General features: G+C 32.6%; 17 protein-coding genes. 15 read left to right on the forward strand and 2 right to left on the reverse strand.

The window, feature by feature from the left end:
• Nucleotides 1-108 precede the first annotated feature (108 nt).
• From J5E45_RS07935 to J5E45_RS07950, 4 genes are all read left to right on the forward strand, one after another.
• Complete coding sequence (locus tag J5E45_RS07935) at nucleotides 109-1,386, forward strand: pyruvate MFS transporter (protein ID WP_069792273.1); 1,278 nt, start codon at nucleotides 109-111, stop codon at nucleotides 1,384-1,386.
• Between the two features lie 68 nt (nucleotides 1,387-1,454).
• A complete protein-coding gene (locus J5E45_RS07940) occupies nucleotides 1,455-1,745 on the forward strand; it encodes a putative quinol monooxygenase (protein ID WP_039069709.1) in 291 nt (96 codons plus the stop codon).
• Nucleotides 1,746-1,922: 177 nt separating this feature from the next.
• Nucleotides 1,923-2,621 carry an acetolactate decarboxylase gene (gene budA, locus J5E45_RS07945; RefSeq protein ID WP_039069710.1) on the forward strand — a complete coding sequence of 233 codons (699 nt, stop codon included), beginning with the start codon at nucleotides 1,923-1,925 and terminating at the stop codon, nucleotides 2,619-2,621.
• 449 nt (nucleotides 2,622-3,070) lie between these two features.
• Nucleotides 3,071-4,978: an FUSC family protein gene (locus J5E45_RS07950; RefSeq protein WP_039069711.1), complete on the forward strand. Its 1,908-nt coding sequence runs from the start codon at nucleotides 3,071-3,073 to the stop codon at nucleotides 4,976-4,978.
• Between the two features lie 152 nt (nucleotides 4,979-5,130).
• On the opposite strand, the gene J5E45_RS07955 is transcribed toward J5E45_RS07950, so the two are convergent.
• Nucleotides 5,131-6,336, reverse strand: a complete 1,206-nt coding sequence (locus J5E45_RS07955) for a hypothetical protein (protein WP_039069712.1) — start codon at nucleotides 6,334-6,336, stop codon at nucleotides 5,131-5,133.
• Entirely contained in the window at nucleotides 6,336-7,496 is a 1,161-nt protein-coding gene (locus tag J5E45_RS07960) for a hypothetical protein (protein ID WP_039069713.1), read from the reverse strand. Before J5E45_RS07960 ends, J5E45_RS07955 begins: the two co-directional genes overlap by 1 nt.
• Before the next feature lie 183 nt (nucleotides 7,497-7,679).
• Here J5E45_RS07960 and J5E45_RS07965 point away from each other — a divergent pair, with 183 nt between their 5' ends.
• The 11 genes from J5E45_RS07965 (at nucleotide 7,680) to J5E45_RS08010 (ending at nucleotide 19,500) form a co-directional block, all read left to right on the forward strand.
• Complete coding sequence (locus tag J5E45_RS07965; protein WP_039069714.1) at nucleotides 7,680-8,093, forward strand: DUF2188 domain-containing protein; 414 nt, start codon at nucleotides 7,680-7,682, stop codon at nucleotides 8,091-8,093.
• 322 nt (nucleotides 8,094-8,415) lie between these two features.
• A complete protein-coding gene (locus J5E45_RS07970) occupies nucleotides 8,416-9,111 on the forward strand; it encodes a GTP pyrophosphokinase (protein WP_069792274.1) in 696 nt (231 codons plus the stop codon).
• Between the two features lie 62 nt (nucleotides 9,112-9,173).
• The gene (locus tag J5E45_RS07975) at nucleotides 9,174-9,893 is read left to right on the forward strand and encodes a MerR family transcriptional regulator (RefSeq protein WP_039069716.1); all 720 of its coding nucleotides are present in this window, start codon (nucleotides 9,174-9,176) and stop codon (nucleotides 9,891-9,893) included.
• Nucleotides 9,894-10,130: 237 nt separating this feature from the next.
• The gene (locus J5E45_RS07980) at nucleotides 10,131-10,811 is read left to right on the forward strand and encodes a GntR family transcriptional regulator (RefSeq protein ID WP_039069717.1); all 681 of its coding nucleotides are present in this window, start codon (nucleotides 10,131-10,133) and stop codon (nucleotides 10,809-10,811) included.
• A 35-nt stretch (nucleotides 10,812-10,846) separates the two neighbouring features.
• Nucleotides 10,847-12,385 carry a gluconokinase gene (gene gntK, locus J5E45_RS07985; RefSeq protein ID WP_069792275.1) on the forward strand — a complete coding sequence of 513 codons (1,539 nt, stop codon included), beginning with the start codon at nucleotides 10,847-10,849 and terminating at the stop codon, nucleotides 12,383-12,385.
• 213 nt (nucleotides 12,386-12,598) lie between these two features.
• On the forward strand, nucleotides 12,599-13,957 hold the full coding sequence (locus J5E45_RS07990; RefSeq protein WP_069792276.1) for a gluconate:H+ symporter: 1,359 nt from the start codon (nucleotides 12,599-12,601) through the stop codon (nucleotides 13,955-13,957).
• Nucleotides 13,958-14,281: 324 nt separating this feature from the next.
• Nucleotides 14,282-14,728: an SDR family NAD(P)-dependent oxidoreductase gene (locus J5E45_RS07995; protein WP_338061907.1), complete on the forward strand. Its 447-nt coding sequence runs from the start codon at nucleotides 14,282-14,284 to the stop codon at nucleotides 14,726-14,728.
• 43 nt (nucleotides 14,729-14,771) lie between these two features.
• Complete coding sequence (locus tag J5E45_RS14450) at nucleotides 14,772-14,861, forward strand: hypothetical protein (protein WP_253270284.1); 90 nt, start codon at nucleotides 14,772-14,774, stop codon at nucleotides 14,859-14,861.
• Between the two features lie 304 nt (nucleotides 14,862-15,165).
• Nucleotides 15,166-16,239, forward strand: a complete 1,074-nt coding sequence (locus J5E45_RS08000; protein ID WP_039069720.1) for a YkvI family membrane protein — start codon at nucleotides 15,166-15,168, stop codon at nucleotides 16,237-16,239.
• A 116-nt stretch (nucleotides 16,240-16,355) separates the two neighbouring features.
• Nucleotides 16,356-17,570: a helix-turn-helix domain-containing protein gene (locus tag J5E45_RS08005; protein WP_208181985.1), complete on the forward strand. Its 1,215-nt coding sequence runs from the start codon at nucleotides 16,356-16,358 to the stop codon at nucleotides 17,568-17,570.
• A 526-nt stretch (nucleotides 17,571-18,096) separates the two neighbouring features.
• Complete coding sequence (locus J5E45_RS08010; RefSeq protein WP_039067421.1) at nucleotides 18,097-19,500, forward strand: MFS transporter; 1,404 nt, start codon at nucleotides 18,097-18,099, stop codon at nucleotides 19,498-19,500.
• Nucleotides 19,501-19,505 lie beyond the last annotated feature (5 nt).

Below are 19,505 nucleotides of genomic sequence, written 5' to 3' on the forward strand. Positions count from 1 at the left end.
AAGAAGAAAGTAAAAAAGTTATTGTAAGCGATTTCATATTGTGATAATATCATTAAAAACAATAGGTCATATGATGACTAGTGACTTAAGGGAGAAAGTTGGAGAGAAATGAAAGAAAAAAGAACGAATATTAGATGGTATTTTGCAATAGCATTTTTTATTATTGGGGTAATTGCTTATATGGACCGTTCCAATATATCTATAATTGCAGGACCGATGATGGAAGACTTAAACTTAAATAAAACACAATTTGGTTTATTAGCGTCATTCTTCTCATTAGGATATGCATTGATGCAAGTGCCTTCTGGGTTTTTGGCAGAAAAATTTGGTTCAAAAAAATTATTAACAATCGCACTCGTTTGGTGGAGTGCTTTTACAATTTTAACTGGTGTTGTGAAAAATCATGGTATGCTTTACGCGGTACGTTTCTTATTCGGTATTGGCGAAGCACCAATGTATCCTTCTAATGCGGTATTTAATACAAACTGGTTTGCAAAAGGTGAAAAAGGGCGTGCGTCTAGCGCATTGCTCGCTGGTTCGTACTTTGGTCCAGTAATTGCGCCAGTGGTAACGATAGCAATTGTAAATATGTTTGGTTGGCAAGCGGTATTTTACATATTTGGTGCGGTAGGTTTTGTTATTGCTATATTATGGATGGTGATTGCTAAAGATTTACCGGAGCAACACAAGATGGTAAATGAAGCAGAGAAAAATTATATTATTGAGAATAGGGATGTTATCAAGACAGAAAAATCGAATGCGCCGTGGAATATCTTTTTTATACGTTTTAGTTTTTATGCGATAGCAGCACAATACTTTGTAGTACAGTTTGTAGTCTCATTATTTTTAATTTGGTTACCAACGTATCTTACAGAACAGTATAAGGTGAAACTTACTGATCCTGATATGGCATGGGCAGCAGGTGCCCCTTGGATAGCGATGTTCTTACTTATACTTTGTGGAGGAGCTATTTCAGATAAGCTATTACAAAGTGGTAAATCTCGCTTTGTAGCACGTGCATCAATTGCGATTATTGGTTTTCTAGTATTTTGTATCTCACTATTTATGTCTTTACAAACAGAGAACTTAGTAGTTAATGTATTTTGGTTGTCGTTATGTCTTGGTGGTATTGGTATTGCTACAGGCATGAGTTGGGCAGCAGCAACGGATTTAGGACGTAATTTCTCTGGTTCAGTATCAGGTTGGATGAATCTTTGGGGGAACATCGGTGCGTTATTAAGCCCCTTATTAGCTGGTATGATGGTTGACATCGTGGGTTGGACAATGACATTAGAATTAGTAATTATCCCAGTAGTGTTTGCAATTATTATGTGGTTCTTTGTAAAACCTGATCAACCTTTAATTATAGAAAAAGAAAATTTATAAAGTTTAATTATTTGTATTTTTTATTTAGCTCCTAGTATAATAATTATACTTATGAGGAGGAGAAAAATATGATTACTATTAACGCAATAATGAAAATTGACCCAGCTAAAAGAGATGATTATTTAGAATTAGTAAAACCATTACTTGAAGGTGCTAGCACAGAGGAAGGATCATTATTCTATAAACATTTCGAACAAACTGATGAACCTAATACTTTCGCATTCATAGAACGTTACAAAGATGAAGCAGCTGTTGAAGCACATAACAATTCTGATCATTTTAAAGCATTCTTTGCTGAAGTAAGCCAATATTTAGTTGAAAAACCAGATATTAGCGTTTCACAAGATCAAACAACATAAATAATAAAAGAGTGGGATAGAAATCAAAATTTAATTTTGATTTCTATCCCACTCTTTTATCTTAGAAAATATAAGCAACATACTGTTTTAATCATATTAATAAGTGTATAATTTTATGTTGCGGGTAATATAATAATGGTTTTGGTAGAGAAAAGTAGTTTTAGGAGTGTAAAAATAATGTTATATCAACACGGGACTTTAGGAACGTTAATGGCCGGTTTATTAGAGGGTACTGCAACAATTAATGAAATTTTAGAACACGGTGATTTAGGTATCGGTACACTTACAGGTTCTGATGGTGAAGTGATTATTTTAGACAATCAAGCATTTCATGCAAATGAATATGGAGAATTTAAAGAGTTAAATGGTGACGAGCTAACACCTTTTGCTACAGTTACACCATTCAATCCAGATAAACAATTTGATGTTCGTAATATAACTGATTCTGAAACATTATTAAATAAAGTACAACAACAAGCTTTAAGTGATAATATTTTTATTGCTGTAAAAATAACTGGTAAATTTGAAATGGTGCATGTACGTATGATGCCAAAACAAGAACAACCATATACGAAACTTATTGAATCTGCTAAACGTCAACCGGAATTTACACATGAACAAATAGATGGTACAATTGTTGGCTTTTATGCCCCACAACTATTTCATGGAATAGCTGCTAGTGGCTTCCATTTACACTTTGTAGATGATTATAAATCAGTCGGAGGGCACGTACTAGATTTTGAAATGAATCATGGTAGTGTTGAATTGAGTAATATAGAGACACTAGAACAACATTTCCCAGTAAATAATCAAACTTTCTTAGAAGCGGATATTGATTATTCAAATGTGGAAGAAGACATTAAAGAAGCAGAGTAGCAAAAGCAACCGTTAATTTTTAGTTGAATAAGATGAAAAGTGCTCATACGAATCACATCTAGAAGAATTTAGAAAAAGTGTTAAAATAGAGAAGTAATATTTCTAATGTATGAGTATATATTAAAGATGACGCTATATATTTTATTAAACTAAATAGGTAAATAACAAATTCACTAAATCATATGGCTTTTTAATAAACGGGCATATTAATTATAGTAAGCAATGGTAGTCACTGATATTTAAAGCAAATATAACAAACTTGTCATCCGACAATTAGGTTGGCATGTTTCAATACAGGACGCTTTAGCTATTTAATTGGCCTTATGAGGGCGGGAATACGAAATCATCTCATTGTTGATTTCTGTCCCGCTCTCTTTATGTGGTGATAGACTTAATAAAATGATACATATCGTTGTAAAATAAAACAGAAAAGGAGATGTTTGATCATATTGGCTAATTATATAAAATCTTTACTACGCTTTAATTCAATGAAAATAGATGTAACAAAAGGGATTAGACAATGTATTTTAATGTTAATTCCTTTACTTATTGGTTATGCCACTGGCTATTTTTCTATTGGATTATTAATTTCAACTGGTACTTTGGCACATATCTATGTTTTTGGAGGACCAGCTAAATCTAAATTACGTACGGTGCTATTTTCAGCAATAGGATTGTCTTTAGCTATGATTCTAGGGACGTTAACTGTTAGCCAACCTATCATATTTGGTGTATTGCTTTTGGTTGTTTCAGTAATACCGTACTATATCTTTAGCTCCTTAAATATTCCTGGACCATCTTCCACGTTTTTTATCGTTGCATTTAGTTTGCCAATTAACTTACCTATAGCGCCAGAAGAAGCTTTAATAAGAGGGGGCGCAATGTTTGTCGGAGGTTTGCTAGCAACTGTTATTGTGATATTAGTAATATTGTTATCCAAAGAATCTACAGAATCAAAAGCAATCAAAAATGATTACAACATTATCAAACAGTTGATTTATAATTTTGATGATTCAAAAGCATTTGCTAAGGCGTCACAATTTGCAGTAACGGCGTTCAGAAATTCAGATATTCAACTCATCACATCAAGTACAGCAAAATCAAAAGAATCAGCAGAGTTTCAGCGTCTGTTATTGTTACATAATACGGCACAAGGTATTCATTCAGAATTATTAGAGTTAAATGAAAAGGGTGCACGCTCTTTGCCAGAAGAAATAAAAGAGATGGCCGATTATGTAATTAAACGGGTTTATTCACAAGGTAATACAACGCGTCAATGGACACAAAAAGTAGAAGTAGATTCTGTATATCAAAATTTAGTTGATAGTATTATTAAAGTGGATGCAATTATGAATGCAGATAGTGAACGCGTTGAACATGAAATAGATATTCGAGTGCCTATCTATGGCCATCGTATGATGCAGAATTTAACTTTAGATTCATTTGTATTTAGAAATACGATACGTTATATCGTTATCATGACAATTGCTATTTTTATTGCGCTTATGTTTGATTTTGAAAAAGCATATTGGATTCCATTAAGTGCACATACTGTATTATTAGGATCGACTACGTTACACAGTTTTGAACGTGCAGGGGCAAGAGGAATTGGCACCATTATCGGTGTATTATTCTTATCGCTAATATTATTAGCAACACCACCAATTCCTGTAGCAATTATATTATTGGCTGTGGCAGCAGGAATAACTGAAATGTTTGTCGGTGCTAACTATTCGTTTGCAGTGATATTTATTACAATACAAGTTATTTTATTAAACGGGCTTGCCTCTAATCATCTAACCATTTTAATTGCATTACCAAGAGTGATAGATGTTATAGTAGGTATTCTCATTGCTGTGATTTGTTTGCTATTCATTGGCAGAAAAACAGCTTCATCTATGCTACCTGATACGTTGGCTGCAGTTGCTAGAGATGAGGCAGTTATTTTCCATTATTTATTTTCAAGTAATAAATACGCTTCAAGAGAACAAGATAAACGTGAAATGTTAAAACTCAGTGTGAAGTTAAATAATATGACGCAAGTTTATAATAGCGCTAATGGTGAAATATTTAGTGATAAAATGGTAATACAAAATTATTATCCGAGTATTTATGCTTTAGAGGAAATTAGTTTTATGCTGACGAGAGCGTTAAGCAATGAACAACGTTATCACATAGATGATGATACTATGGGAGATTATTTATTGATTTTTGAAAACATTGCTAAACATTTTGAAAGAGGTAACCATATTCAATTAAAAGCATTACCAGATTTACCTCAGTATGCACATATAAAAACTTCATTGTTGAGTATTCAAAATAATTGTATGAATGTGAGGCAAGAAGCGATATTATAATTAAATGTATAAAGTAAGCCATCCTTTTGCTGCTTCGACAGCATTAAGGATGGCTTATTTGTTTTATAAAAAAGTTAGTCGTTACTTTGAATATAAAGAAGCAAAAGAGACTGAGGTTTGTCTCAGGTTAGGCTATCGGTGAGTGTTGAATACTAATTGTTATATTCTTTGGCTTTAGTTTCACTTTCTTGTTTTTTTGCTTTTATTTCATCTTGAGCATCTTCTTCTCTTTCAGCACGTTCTTTTTCATCTTCATTCATTTTTTGATATCGTTGTTTTTGTCGATAACCATACGTACTTTCTAATATTTGCGATTCATTATTTAGACCAGCGCCAATCGCCCCTGCAACGGTAGAAATAGATGTTGCAAACCATGCGAGATTAATATAAGTAATGAAGTTGGCTGGCCCATTTAACTGCAATGTTTGTCCTAAGTATCCTGACGGTAACACTACTAGTGAAGCCAACAAGAAAAGACAAAATAAAATTAAATAGTAAAAAACAATAGATACAGTTAAAGTCAAAGTGGTTGTTAAATTATATAACATTGTTATTTGCTTATTGTTACTCTCTTTGGATGATTCCCATAAGTTATGTGCAACAATAATCCATACCATCATTCCTAAAATGGCGGCTAGCATAATCAATAGCATGCGCCACGCAGAGTAGACAAAACTTAAATTCCACATAGTAGTAAAAACGATACCAAAGGCTCCTGTGGTAAAAGCAATTGCAACTACGTTACTAAGACTTTTTAACATATTAAATGGATTATTGGCAAAGGTCATACCGCTAATTAAACGAAATGAGCCTTTCGTATTTGAAGAAACGTAATACAACGTATGTTGAGAATTTGTATCTTCAAAATACTCAGTTGTTGTGACTAAATTCGAAAAAGGAAACTGAGCATTTAATTGTTGTTCACTTTTATCTTGTGTTTGTGTCATAGTCGATTTATTATCTTCATTAATAGCTTCTATAATACCTAATATAGAACGTTGGAGACGTTTTTTTATAGGACGCCAACCATAAGCAGGTATAGAGATTAAGCTTGCCCCATTACTACTATTGATATCAAATGCGACAGCATTCCCATTTCTGATAATCGGTAAATCGGTTAGGCCAATTGTATATTGCCATTCATTGTTATTTTGATAATCAGAAATCTTACGAAATATTTTTTGGACAGTTTCTGCCGAACCGGTAAGAGGATCAATAATAGTCTCGATTTGCCATTTTTTGTCTTCGGTAAAATGTGAAGCAAGCAATTCTGGCAGCTCTTTTTTTAAATGTTGAGCAATTTTTTCAGTTACACCAGGCGCTGCAACTAAACCGATTTTCACGATATTACTACACATTACTTACGCTCCTCTCTATGTGTTTGTTTTTGCCCTACGTAAGAATGATTTTCCTCATATTTATCATAAATATCCTCATCTTCCTGTTCTAACTGTTTATTTCTATAATATTGCCTAAAGGAATAAGTTACACGTTTAATTTTATCTGCATTCTCTACTGTTGAACCCATCGCTCCTGCCAAAATACCTAGAGAAGTTATAAACCATATTAAATTAATATAGTTTAATAAAGTAGGCTCTTTGCTGTTAAGTGCTGTCCAGTTTGAGAATAATTCTGGAGGCACAAAAAGTAAGGTACTAATTGTTAGTAGTAGAAATAAACTTAAAAAGTTAAAAAGTGTGATGGTAGTTAAAGTAGTAACTGTAGTGAAATTATAAATATATCTATATAGTTTTTGAGTTTTAGGGCTTTGTCGTTCCCATAAACTATAAGAATAAATTAGCCAGCCAACCATCCCGAATATAGACAACAGCGTAAGTAATATAAAACGCCAATAATTATAATCTAAACTTAAATCCCATGGGGTAGAAAAAATCGATATATAGGTTCCAGTAGCGAAAGAAACTGAAATTATTTTTTTGAAATCAAAAATTGCAGACCATGGTTCGTTGGCGTAAGTCATTCCCGCTATCAAATGAAACCATCCTAAAGTGGTAGACTTTACAACGATGCGTTCATGATTTTGATCATCGGTGTCTTCATTAGGTATTACAGTATTGAATTGAGTTAATTTAAAGTGTCGTTTATTTAGAAGTTGCTGGTCAGAACTGCCATTGTGTAATAATTGGATGACATAGGTAATGAAATGTTTCAACTTCTTTTTAAGTTTGACTGCGCCTAAGACGGGCAATGAAATAAGTGCAATATTATTATCATAATTTATATCACAGATAACTGTTTTATGGTTAGAAAAGTTGGGCAAATCAGTAATACAAATGGCGTAATCCCATTCTTTTTGCTTTTTCATGTTAGCTGCTATATCCATGGCTTTATCCATATGTTCAGCAGTACCAACAATAGAAGCTACATGTTTATCAAAGTGCCAGCCGTCATAATCTGTCTGTTCTTGAATTGCTCTAGGTAATTCGTCGTATATTTTATTTATAATTTTATGCGGCATATCAGGTGAAGGGATTAAACCAACTGTGATATTTGCCATAAAAGTCCCTCCAATATGTATGAGATTTATCAAATTAATACATGTACTACAATTCCCTTTATGACAATGATTAATCATTGTTAACTGTATGACTTTTAATATGAATTGAGTACAACGAACAGTTTACACTAATTTATTAGTGGTAAACAATAAACAAGAATAAAAAGATTGGAAGTGGTGTTCATGCCTTGGACAATGGAAGATTATCCTCAAAGTTGGAAAAATTTTGATGAGTTAGAACGTAAAAAGGCAATTGATATAGGTAACGCTATGTTAAAAGATGGTTATAAAGAAGAAAACATAATTCCTATCGCAACTAAACAAGCTGAATCATGGTATAAAGACGCCTCAGACAGCGAATTAAAAGAATTAAAAAACAAAAAAATCACTAATCACAAACAAGATGACTCAGCCAATCCGAAATTAAATCAAAAAGACGTACACGTATATTATGAAGACGAGGAATGGAAAGTTAAATCAGATGGAGCGAAACAAGCCTCAGATACCTTTCCTAAAAAAGAAGATGCAATGAAACGAGCACGTAATATTACGGATAATAGAGAAACAGAAATTATAGAGCATAAAAAAGATGAATAATCATATTTACTATTTAATAATGCTATGTATTTGTTAAAGCGTTAAAACAGTTTTTGACATAAATAGATGTTGTGGACTACGTAGTCCTTCATTCCAAGTCATACTCACCGGGGCGGGACGATGAAATCATTTTAGCAAAAATTGATTTCTGGCTTGCCCCTCTTTTTGTATTTAAATATTAATTGAATAGGATACATAAAATTTAATAACCAAAACATGTTTAGGATGGCGAATAATATAAGTGGTTTATCTTTATATTTAAATTGTAATTTAGAATTAGCTATAATGTTTTATAAGAAGTTATTAATTGGAGGTACGAAATATGTACATAGAACGTAAACCTTCGCTGAATGTTGACGACTTGAAGGAAGAATTTAAAGAAAGTATTGATCATATTAATGAATCGGAAGAGGCTTTAGAAATGGTTGTGGGTTTTGTTGCCTTAGAACAACTGTATTCTTCAGCTTTAAAAGAAGTAAGTACAAAATTAGATATATTAGATGACCAATTTCAGCAGATGTATAAACATAATCCAATACATCATATGGAACGCCGTGTTAAAGAAATGCGGAGTTTGATAAACAAATTAGCGCGCAAAGGTTATGAGATAAGTACAGAATCTGCAAAAGAGAATATTTTAGATGTTGCCGGTATCCGAGTCGTTTGTAATTATTTAGATGATATATACGTGATTGAAGATTTATTACTTAAACAAGCAGATGTTAATTTGATAAAACGTAAAGATTATATTGAAAATCCAAAAGAAAATGGATATCGGAGTTTGCATATTGTAGTGACTATCCCGGTTTACTTAGCGCATTCTATGGAACTTGTACCAGTAGAAATACAAATAAGAACAATAGGAATGGATATGTGGGCTAGCCTAGAACATAAAATCCGTTATAAAAATAGTGAAAATACAGAAAAATATAGAGCTGTATTGAAGCAATGTGCAACAGATATTACTTCTGTAGAAGGTAAATTACAAGATATATATTCAGAAGTATTTAAAAATTAAATGAATTGCTTGCTGATTACGTAACGTCACCATGTATATTTTTATTGAGGAGGTATAAAAATATGACACAGTATCAAACAGGTGAATTAGCAAAGCAATGTGATGTCTCAATAAGAACAATTCAATATTATGATAGAAAGGGTCTCTTAACTTCAACTAAGACTGAACAGAATGGAAGACGAGTGTTTGACGATCAAAGTAAGCAAGACTTAGAAATAATTTTAATTCTTAAGCGGTTTGGATTTAGTTTGAAAGATATTAAAAAAATTACCATAGAAGAGAATAAATTAAAGTCGGTACGATCAATGATTGAACAAAGAGCATTAAATATAGAACATGAAATTCAGAGAAACCAAATGCTTTTATCAGAAATAAAGCAATTTAAAAATTATATCGATAAAGATTCTCAGGCACCATTAAATAAATTATTAGAAACTAATCAATATGTAACAAATAAAGGTAACATGAACATATTGACTCGCTCAATCATATATCGAGTGTTACCAGTTGCGATTGTACAATATACAGCGCTAGTAACAAGCGTTATTACGAGAAAGTGGTGGCCCAGTGTTATTGTATTACCGTTTTTAATAGCTTTTGCTGTCTATTTTACACGTTTTATCTATAAGCATTTGATGTATGTTTGTCCAAATTGCCAGGAGGTTTTCAAGCCAAATATAAAGTTTTGGCTCTTTGCATCGCACACACCAAAGACTAGAAAACTGAAGTGTCCTAATTGCTGTGAGACTAGTCATTGTATGGCAATAGGACAGAAAATATGAAAATTTAAACACACTAAAACAAATTTAATTATATTAAAGAATACAAGAGTTTACATATCTGTATTAGCGTTACTAAAAAAATTTTTACCGGCATATTAGGTTTGAAAAACCTGATGTGTCGGTTTTTTATGATGTAAAGCATATCAATCAATAGTTGCAAGCGCTTGCAATATTGATAGTTGTGTATTACCATACTTGTATACAAGTATATCGTATTGATAAAGAGGTGATGTTTTAGTGGATTATTCATATCCTGAACAATGGTTAGACGGTGTATCAAAAGGCGAAATGATTGCAGCTGAAATTCGTTTGAGAATTGTTGATGGTACGATAACACCTGACACTTTATTAACAGAAAATCAAATTGCTAAAGAATTTAACGTCAGTAGATCACCAGTTAGAGATGCTTTTAAATTGTTAAAACAAGATCAGTTAATCCATCTAGAAAGAATGGGTGCAGAAGTTCTACCATTTGATGATAATGAGAAAAAAGAACTTTATGATTTAAGAATTATGTTGGAATCTTTTGCGTTCAGTAGAATTAAACCCTTAATGCATAATCAAATTGTAAAAGAATTAAGAAAGCAATTAGAAATGATGAAGGTAGCGGTGAAATTTGAAGATGCAGAAGCGTTTACAGAACATGATATGAAATTTCATGAAGTAACAATTATGGCATCTAAACATCAATACTTAAAAACATGTTGGAATAATTTACGCCCGGTAATGGAAGCACTTATTTTGTTATCTATGCGTAAACGTATGAATGAAAACCCTGAAGACTTTGAAAGGATTCACCAAAACCACGAAGTATTTATCGAAGCGATTGCAAATAAAGATGCGCACAAATTGAAAGAAGCATTTCATTTAAACTTTGATGACGTAGGTGATGATATCGAAAGCTTTTGGTTAACTTAGCATTTTAACGCAGTGAAGAATCGGGAGGCAAAAACATGAAATACATGATAGGTGTCGATATAGGCACAACAAGTACAAAATCAGTACTTTATGACGAAAAAGGTCAATTTATAATGAAACATAATATTGGTTATCCATTGCATACACCGAATGTTGAAATATCAGAAGAAAACCCAGATGAGTTATTTGATGCGGTATTAATGACGATTAAATATGTCATGAGAGAGGCTGATATTGATAAAAAAGATTTGAAGCTTATTTCATTTAGCGCTCAAATGCATAGTCTTATAGCTATGGATGCTAGCAATCAACGTCTAACTGAAAACTTAACATGGGCTGACAACAGAGCGAGTAAATACGCGGAAGAAATTAAAAATAAGCATAATGGCGATGCTATTTATCAAAGAACAGGTACACCAATTCACCCGATGTCACCTTTATCTAAAATTTTTTGGATGAAGCATGAGCAACAAGAAATATATAATCAAACAGCTACATTTGCTGATATCAAAACGTATATTTTTTATCAACTATTCGAAGAATTTGTAATAGATAAATCTATGGCATCATCAACGGGTATGTTGAACTTGGAAACATTAAATTGGGATAAAGAAGCGCTCGACCTATTAGGTATTAACGAATCTCAATTGCCAAAACTTGTACCAACAACGCATATATTAAAAGGTATGAAACGTCGGTATGCAACATTGATGGGCATTGATGAAGATACACCAATTGTGGTTGGCGCAAGTGACGGGGTGCTATCTAATTTAGGCGTGAATGCCTTTAAAAAAGGTGAAGTCGCTGTAACCATAGGCACATCGGGTGCGATAAGAACTGTTATAGACAAACCGCGTACAGATTATAAAGGAAGAATCTTTTGCTATGTATTAACAGATGATCATTACGTTATTGGTGGCCCTGTCAATAATGGCGGGGTAGTACTACGATGGTTACGTGATGAGTTATTAGCAAGTGAAGTTGAAACGGCAAAACGTTTAGGCGTTGATCCATATGATGTGCTTACTAAAATTGCTAACCGAGTTAAGCCTGGTGCAGAAGGTCTCATATTCCATCCGTATTTAGCTGGAGAACGTGCGCCATTATGGAATGCAGATGCGAGAGGCTCTTTCTTTGGCTTAACACTATCTCATAAAAAAGAACACATGATTAGAGCTGCTTTAGAAGGTGTTCTTTATAATCTATATACAGTTTATTTAGCTCTGATTGAAGTCATGGATGAGACACCGTCAACTATTAAAGCTACTGGTGGCTTCGCTAAAAGTGAAGTTTGGCGTCAAATGATGGCAGACATTTTCGATACTAATTTAAGCGTCCCAGAAAGTTATGAAAGCTCATGCTTAGGCGCTTGTGTATTAGGAATGAAAGCGTTAGGAGAAATTGAAGATTTCTCAATTATTGAGGAAATGGTTGGTACTACTAACGAACATAAACCAAATGAGGACAATGTGAAAATATACCAACAACTAATTTCAATATTTATAAATCTAAGCCGTTCACTAGAGGAGCGTTATACAGAAATTTCAGCGTTCCAACGTGAACATATGGATTAATGATAATCAAGTAAGTATGTAGGTTGGAGGAGAAGGAAAGCAGTAATTAATTGTTGTCATTGGGTGGCAAATTATTTAATTACCTTTCCTACATACCTACAAATATTACAGTTAGTAAAGTTTTTTTAGAATAAAAAGAAAGCGTTACCAAGAATGGAAATAGCTATGTCTGTTAGCTATATTCACTCTTTACTATGAAAGGGGAGAACGAAGATGTTTGAAACAATTTGGCCACTAGCTACGGTGGTAATAGGGATTATCGTATTACTATCATTAATAATTTTCTTGAAATTAAATACTTTTATTTCATTAATAATTACATCTATTGTAACTGCAATTTTACTGGGAATGCCTTTAGATAAAATAATAGAAACTGTTGAAAATGGTATGGGCAGTACTCTAGGTCATATTGCTTTGATTTTTGGACTTGGTGCCATTTTAGGTAAATTACTTGCTGATGGTGGCGGCGCGACGCGTATAGCTGACACGTTGATTAAAAAATTCGGCAATAAACATGTACAATGGGCAATGCTTGTTGCAGCGTTTATTGTAGGTATCGCACTATTTTTTGAAGTGGGATTAGTATTATTAATACCATTAGTGTTTACAATAGCTAAGCGTGCAAACGTATCACAATTAAAACTAGGTTTACCAATGGTAGTAGCTTTATCTGTGACACATGGCTTCTTGCCACCACATCCAGGCCCAGTAGTTATCGCAAAAGAATTGGAAGCTAACCTCGGTCATGTATTAATGTACGGTATTATTATTGCGATTCCTGTTACATTGATAGCGGGTCCATTATTTAATAAAATTGCACAAAAAATTGCGCCAACTGCTTACACACGTGAAGGCGATATATCAGCATTAGGTGCACAAAGAGAATTTAGTGAAGATGAGATGCCACGATTTAGTATTAGTTTGTTAACAGCTATTTCGCCAGTTATACTAATGTTATTTTCAACAATCGTCCAGTTAATTACAGGAAATGAAACAGCAACAAATGGTTTTGAATCTGTAGTTTACTTTATAGGTACAGCAGGAACCGCGATGCTTATTGCAGTATTATTTGCCATATTTACAATGGGAATTAAACAAGGCCGTAACAATTCAGAAATTATGGATTCAGTTTCTAATGCAATTTATCCAATTGGTATGATGATCTTAATTATTGGAGGTGGCGGTACCTTCAAACAAGTACTAATTGATGGCGGCGTAGGAGATACAATTGCTAAATTATTTGAAGGTACAGAAATGTCTCCAATACTATTAGCGTGGATTGTGGCTGCCGTACTACGTATTGCTTTAGGGTCTTCAACTGTAGCGGCGATTTCATCAACAGGAATAGTATTACCGTTATTACAAGCGTCAGATGTTAACGTGGCTTTAGTAGTGCTTGCTATAGGTGCAGGTAGTGTTATATTATCTCATGTTAATGATGCCGGCTTCTGGATGTTCAAGGAATATTTTGGCTTAACAGTCAAAGAAACATTTTTAACTTGGTCATTACTAGAAACAGTAATTTCAGTTTCTGGGCTTGTATTTATATTAATATTAAGTATTTTTGTGTAAACGATTATAATATGCTTAAGTATATTACAGCAGAAAATTAGAATGAAAATTAAAATCAAATAATGAGATGAAAATTTAGGGAGACAGGTATGCGAAATCAAACTTTGATTTCTGCCTGTCTCCTATATTTTTATCAACACAATGACAATGTAAAATTATATAATATAAGTAATTAATATTATGAGCGGTGCTAGAGGACTAGGTAAATATTACACTATCGCATAAACGATGTATGGCGCCAACGTAACGGTTGTAAGTTCTTCAAACCAAGCGTGGGAAGCGTTAAAATAAAGCGTAGTACAAAATGAAGGTGAAGTCTTAATTATACAACAAGATCTCAAAGAACAAGGTGCTGCAGAAAAAATTGTTACACAAGCTGTAGAAACTTGGGTAAGTTTAGATATCTTAGTAAATAATGCTGGGGTTCAAATTCGAAATAATGTCTTAGACTATAAAGATGAAGACTGGCAAAATGTTATAGATATCAATTTGAATGCAACGTATTATATGGCACATGAAGTGGCTAAAGTCATGTCAGAACAGCAATCAGGCAAAATTATAAATATAGGTTCTATGCAGTCATACCATGCAGGTAAAAACATCTTTCCATACGCAGCTAGTAAACATGGTGTCGTTGGTATTACTCGCGCGTATGCTGATGCATTAGCACCCTATAACATACAAATGAATGCACTTTCTCCTGGTTACATTCGTACTGATATGACTAAAGTATTAGAAGAAGATCCAATAAATAAGAGGCCCAGAAATTAAAGGACATATACCATCTGGTGAGTGGGGCGTACCCGAAGATTTAATGAGACCATTAATATTCTTAGCAAGTAGTGCATCTGATTATATTACAGGGACTACTTTACCTGTTGATGGTGGTTATTTATTAAGATAATAAAAGCGTATTACTAATTTAGTTATAGGAGGCGAGTACATCGTTTTGTACTTGCCTCTTTTTTATAGAATATTGAAGAATTAATAATAAAATAAATGCTCATTGTATGAGGTGTACTATTGAAAATACAACATTAATTACGCTTTAAATGATAAAATGTAGAAACGATTGCTCATTTTATAAATATGGTAAATGGGAGATAAATTTATATATGAGTCAGAAAGTTAGGCTATATAAATTCAGTCATATTATGATGGTTTAAGGGGTAAGTTATTTTGTTTTTTTATTATAGGGGGATTACACTATGAAAAGGATATTATTAATTGCAAGTGCGTTTATTGGTGTCATTGTAGGTGCAGGTTTTGCATCTGGTCAAGAAGTACTCCAATATTTTACAAGTTTCGGTATTATGGGTACGTTTGGTGCGATAATTACCACTGCACTATTTACTTATGTTGGTATGATGCTTGTATGGTTAGGTAGTAAATTCAAGACAGATTCTCATAAAGAAGTGATACATAATATAACAGGAAAATCATTAGTAGGAAAAGTACTCGGCTGGATTATTGACTTAGTTATTATCTTTACATTATTTGGTGTAGGTGTAGTGATGATTGCAGGCGCGGGTTCAAATCTTAATCAGCAATTTGGTTTACCTTCCATTGTTGGTACGTTATTAATGACTGCATTAATCTTGCTTGCAGGCATGTTAAAAGTTGAAGGTGTGGTAAAAGTTATTGGCAATATAACGCCATTTTTAATTATATTTATTATCATTATTTCAGTTTATAGTTTTATTACTACAAACACACCATTTTCACAGCTTAATTCATTATCAGATGCTAAACCGTCAACGTTGCCAAACTGGTTTGTAGCTGGAGTGAACTATGCTTCCTTTAATACTGCTGTTGGTGCTTCAATGGCTATAGTTATGGGAGGATCAGAAAAGAATACAAAGGTTGCTGCGACTGGTGGATTAATTGGTGGTCTTGCTTTAGGTATCATGATTGTACTGAGTCACTTGGCTATTTTCACCCAAATTGATGTTGTGGGAAATATGGATATGCCGATGTTAGGTATTGTAAATAATATTTCACCTGTGTTAGGTATTATTATGGCCATTGTTATATTTGCTATGATATTCAATACTGGATTAGGTATGTTTTATGCTTTTGCGTCACGTTTTACGATAGTCGATACAATGAGATTTAAAATATTCTATACAATAGCAGTTATCGTAGGGTTATGTTTAAGTTTTGTTGGATTTACAGATCTAGTAGCTATATTCTATCCGTTAATTGGCTATTTAGGACTCGTACTTATATTTGTTTTATTCTATGCTCCAATAAAACTTAAGTTTAATAATAAAAAATCATAAGCAAATTAAAAAATGCTACTAAAATAAAATGAAAAATCAGGCTTAATAAAATAAAATTTACAACCCCATTTCTTTATTTTTAGTTATAATAAAATAAAGAAATGGGGTGATTTTTTATGAACGAGAACACGTTAGAAATTTTACAAATGAATGCTCTTCAATTATTAGGTATTCAATTAGAAGGTTATGATATGAGTGATATAAAGGGTATTAGCACGCATATTAAAACACCATTTACAAATACTGCGCGAAAACAGTTTAAGAATGAGTTAAAACACTTTATTGTTCATATGAACAGTAATAAAATTTATCATTATTCTAATAGTTTTGATGTTAATTTTTTGATTTTTAAATTTAAGAAAAATAAGCAGATTTATATTATTGGACCGTATATGGAGCAAAGACCGAATGAACGACGTTGTAATGAACTATTGCAAAGAGCAGATATTAAAATATCAAAGTTATCGATATTAAAACAGTATTTACTCAGTATACCTTTGTGTCATCATGTTAAAGCTCAAAAGATGTGTCGGTTAGCAATACGCTTTTTAAAAAATAGAAACGTTGTTTATGAAACTGTGAAAATTGATTTCAAATTTCATTCTACTATAGAAGTATTAGCTGAATCGAGAGTACAAATGGAGTATACATTGCAAGAAATAGAACAACGCTATAATTTAGAAAACCAATTACTTACTGCAATTGAAAATGGGAATGTGACAGAAGCCTTATCAATTTTAAATGAAATGAATGTATCTGTGTCAGGTTTACGCAGAGTTAAAGATGACATTTCTAATGAACAATATAAAGCTTTTCTCATCAACACGTTATGTAGAAAAGCGGGTGAAAAAGCAGGTATTAGTTTAATTCACATCGATGAAATGTCTGAGAGGTATGCTGGTATAATTGATCAAACTATGGACGGTGAGATGCTTGATGAAGTCATTCATGCAATTGTTAAAGAATATGCAGAAAGAGCTATGAAGACAAAAGCGAATGCCTACAGCCCAAAGGTCAGTAAAGTAATACAGTATATAGAAAGAAATTTAGATAATCAACTTACTTTGAAAGAATTAGCTAGTCATGTAGATTTAGCACCGAGTTACTTGACTAGAATATTTAATCAAGAAATACACAAATCAATTTCACAATATATCATTGAACTAAGAGTTAAAAAAGCCCGCGATTTGATTGCGAGAACCAAGATGACGGTTGCTGAAGTTGCTTCGTATGTAGGATTTAAAGAACAGAGTTACTTCACACAATGTTTTAAAAAGCAATATGGCATGCCTCCATTGAAATATAGAACTGAGCATAAAGAATTTTACTAAGAAATTAACTTCAAAAATTTAAAATCATAAAAAAGTTGCGGTTTTAGTAAATTTTTTATAAAAAATGTAAAAATAATCTCAAAAATTAATCAAAATGGAATGAAAAATGCAGTTTTACAATATATGAAAATAATTTAAGTTGTGTATATTGTAATAAATGGTCCCAGTCTATGTAATTTTTCAACATACTTTAGTTATAGCTTTTATTCGTATTATCTCAGTTTAGAACACAAGGCTGTATGTTATGTAATTATAACAACGTTGTTATTTTTGTGTTGACTGTTTTATTTTAAAAAATATAATAAAAGAAAGATCTCTATAAATTACTTACAGGGGATGTATTCAACCATATTATATGATGGAGAAATTTGTAGAGTTACTTTTTTTTGCACACATAAGAAAACGCTTACAAAAAAGCGCGTACTTATTGAGTGTTAATTATGAATACAGTTACTAATACATACTAAGAAGTTATTGGAACAATCAATTATTTCAATAACTTCAATAGTGGAAAGAGGTAATCGATATGGTTACAGCAAAATTAAAGCCAGCAAACAGTAAACTAAAGCGTTTTAAAGAAATTCAGGAACCAAGGCTGAAGTTTAAGGAAAAGTTATCTTACGGATTTGGGGACTTAGGTAACGGTATGATGTTTGACATGGGTCAGATTTACTTACTATTATTTTACACTGATATTTTAGGTATACCTTCGTGGGTAGGAGGTTTGGTATTTTTAGTTTCGAAATTCTTTGATGCCTTTGTGGATACAGCGGTAGGTACAATTGTAGATAATCAGACTAATTTTGCTAAACGTGGCAAATTTAAACCGTTTATCTTATATGGCAGTATACCGCTAGCAGCACTTACAGTCATAACTTTTTTATCACCAGAGATAGGGCAAACCGGAAAAATTATATGGGCTTTTGGTTCGTATTTATTATTTAATGCAGCTTATTCATTTGTAAATATTCCATATGGTTCATTATCTGCATCAATGACTATTAATGCGGATGATCGTACGCAATTATCTGTATTCCGTAATATGGGCTCTCAAGGTGCGATGTTTATATCTGGTATTGTCGTTATACCTGTTGTTAGTTTATTTCCAAATCATCAAATTGGTTATCCAATAGCAGTAGGGTTTCTAGCTATTGCTGGGGTAATATTCCATATGATTTGTTATAAAGGTGTAACTGAAAGACATACGATTGAAAGACCGAAAGAGAAAGGGATTGGTCGTAAGGCGTTTTTAAATCTATTGAAAAATAGACCATTTATCATATTGGCAATTTATACACTTTTAACAATTAGTGCACTATTTTTACAGCAAGCTTCTCAATTATATTATTTTAAATATGTATTAGGAGAACAAAATTTAGTAGGGATAGTTAGTACGCTAAACTTCCTTGTGCTAATTCCTGCGTTAATATTAACAACGTTTTTAAGTAGATTGGTTGGCAAGAAAATGACTGCGATTATAGGTGTAGGAGGATTTATTCTATTCCAATTCATCAACTTTACTTTTTTCTCAGATCATATCGTAATGTTCTTGGTTATTAATACGATTGCACAATTATTCTTGGTCATTCCTAATACTGTAACTTGGGCATTTATTGCTGATGTTGTGGAATACGGGCAATGGCAATCGGGTCTTAGATCTGAGGGGATTATATATGCGAGCTATAGTTTTACAAGAAAAATATCACAAGGTTTAGCAGGTTTTATACCAGGTGCATCTTTAACACTTATTGGATTTGTTCCTAATGCTACTCAATCAGCAGATACATTACATGGATTGAAAGTATTATTCTTTATCGTTCCTGCGACAGCTTGTTTAATTGCAGTCGTACTATTCTTCTTTGCATATCCATTAACTGACCGTAAACATAAACAAATTGTTAAAGAGTTAGCATTGAGAGAAGAATTGTAGATAGA

The organism is Staphylococcus shinii (genome assembly GCF_017583065.1).
GTDB classification, from domain to species: Bacteria; Bacillota; Bacilli; order Staphylococcales; family Staphylococcaceae; genus Staphylococcus; species Staphylococcus shinii.

Bases quoted from the DNA above. Each gene is read 5' to 3' on its own strand.
- J5E45_RS07935 (WP_069792273.1), top strand. From the start codon at position 109: ATGAAAGAAAAAAGAACGAATATTAGATGGTATTTTGCAATAGCATTT.
- J5E45_RS07940 (WP_039069709.1), top strand. From the start codon at position 1,455: ATGATTACTATTAACGCAATAATGAAAATTGACCCAGCTAAAAGAGAT.
- budA (WP_039069710.1), top strand. From the start codon at position 1,923: ATGTTATATCAACACGGGACTTTAGGAACGTTAATGGCCGGTTTATTA.
- J5E45_RS07955 (WP_039069712.1), bottom strand. From the start codon at position 6,336: ATGTGTAGTAATATCGTGAAAATCGGTTTAGTTGCAGCGCCTGGTGTA.
- J5E45_RS07960 (WP_039069713.1), bottom strand. From the start codon at position 7,496: ATGGCAAATATCACAGTTGGTTTAATCCCTTCACCTGATATGCCGCAT.
- J5E45_RS07965 (WP_039069714.1), top strand. From the start codon at position 7,680: ATGCCTTGGACAATGGAAGATTATCCTCAAAGTTGGAAAAATTTTGAT.
- J5E45_RS07970 (WP_069792274.1), top strand. From the start codon at position 8,416: ATGTACATAGAACGTAAACCTTCGCTGAATGTTGACGACTTGAAGGAA.
- J5E45_RS07975 (WP_039069716.1), top strand. From the start codon at position 9,174: ATGACACAGTATCAAACAGGTGAATTAGCAAAGCAATGTGATGTCTCA.
- gntK (WP_069792275.1), top strand. From the start codon at position 10,847: ATGAAATACATGATAGGTGTCGATATAGGCACAACAAGTACAAAATCA.
- J5E45_RS07990 (WP_069792276.1), top strand. From the start codon at position 12,599: ATGTTTGAAACAATTTGGCCACTAGCTACGGTGGTAATAGGGATTATC.
- J5E45_RS14450 (WP_253270284.1), top strand. From the start codon at position 14,772: ATGAGACCATTAATATTCTTAGCAAGTAGTGCATCTGATTATATTACA.
- J5E45_RS08000 (WP_039069720.1), top strand. From the start codon at position 15,166: ATGAAAAGGATATTATTAATTGCAAGTGCGTTTATTGGTGTCATTGTA.
- J5E45_RS08005 (WP_208181985.1), top strand. From the start codon at position 16,356: ATGAACGAGAACACGTTAGAAATTTTACAAATGAATGCTCTTCAATTA.
- J5E45_RS08010 (WP_039067421.1), top strand. From the start codon at position 18,097: ATGGTTACAGCAAAATTAAAGCCAGCAAACAGTAAACTAAAGCGTTTT.